At 65.9% G+C, this 999-nt stretch carries 1 protein-coding gene; it reads left to right on the top strand.

The genetic code is table 11. From position 1 onward, the window contains the following. The first annotated feature begins 89 nt into the window (after nucleotides 1-89). The gene (locus D9V41_RS16060; RefSeq protein ID WP_133434226.1) at nucleotides 90-785 is read left to right on the top strand and encodes a DUF8175 domain-containg protein; all 696 of its coding nucleotides are present in this window, start codon (nucleotides 90-92) and stop codon (nucleotides 783-785) included. The last annotated feature ends 214 nt before the right edge of the window (nucleotides 786-999 follow it).

The following is a 999-nucleotide window of genomic DNA, read 5'->3' as shown; positions in this document are numbered from 1 at the left end:
GGCGCGCCTCGGCTGGGCGCTTGTCGGAGCCGTCGTTGTGGGAGCCGCGGCCGCCCTCGTAGGCGCCCTGATCTGAGCGGTGGGACACCATGACAGATCGCGCTTCTCCTGACCGACGCCGCCCCAGCCCCGGCCTCATCGCGGCCGGCGTACTGGCGGTCGTGGTGGTGGTGCTGGGCCTGGTTCTGGCGTTGACCGGCGGTGACGATGAGCCCTCGGGGGATCAGCGGCCGCCGTCTGCCGACGACACCACCGCAACCGACTCCATTTGCGGACTTCCGAACGGCGACCTCGATGTGCTGAGGTCAGCGCCGGACACTGAGTGGGAACTCGTCGACGGGGTGGCCGCACCCACGATTGAGGATGCTGGCCCAGGGGAGGAATCCCAGGGAATCCACTCCTGCTTCGCGCACTCAGCCGAGGGCGCCCTGCTGGCGGCCGCCTACTACCGGCTCGACGCAGCCTCGGATGAAGTAGAACCGGACGCGTTCACAAGGACGCGGCTGGACCCCGACGACCCCGCGTACGGTGAACCCGCTCCGTCCCGCCGTAACGACACGTTCGACACTCGCGCTCTCGAGTTCGCGGGATTCCGATTTGACTCAATCAGCGCAGAGAGTGCCGTCATCACCACCGCGCATCGCGTCAAAGAGGGTCCGGCCATTGGTGAATTGGTCACCTTGACCAACTCACTCACTTGGCGCGACGGCGACTGGTACTTGACCAGCAACGTCAGCTCGTCCCAGATCGGGAATCTCTCGGGATTTGTGGAGTGGCGGCCATGACCCTACTGTTCGAGAGCCAAAACGAAGGATGCAGCTGGACTGACCCCCTGTGTCTCGCCCGAGAGGGCGTGGGAAATGTCGTCGGTGACGTTGCTGGCGCCGTGGGTGGCTCGATCATCAACCAGGTCGCCCAGGCGGTCGCAGAGTCCGTCGCGTCGCTCCTGACAAGCCTGACCACGATGTGGGTTCAGGTGGACACTCCGGGCCTCGGTTC

It is taken from the genome of Aeromicrobium phragmitis (assembly GCF_003674095.1).
Lineage (GTDB): Bacteria > Actinomycetota > Actinomycetes > Propionibacteriales > Nocardioidaceae > Aeromicrobium > Aeromicrobium phragmitis.
This window is presented reverse-complemented; position numbering and strand designations above follow the sequence as displayed.

Coding starts and splice junctions, on each gene's coding strand:
- D9V41_RS16060 (WP_133434226.1), top strand. CDS start 90: ATGACAGATCGCGCTTCTCCTGACCGACGCCGCCCCAGCCCCGGCCTC.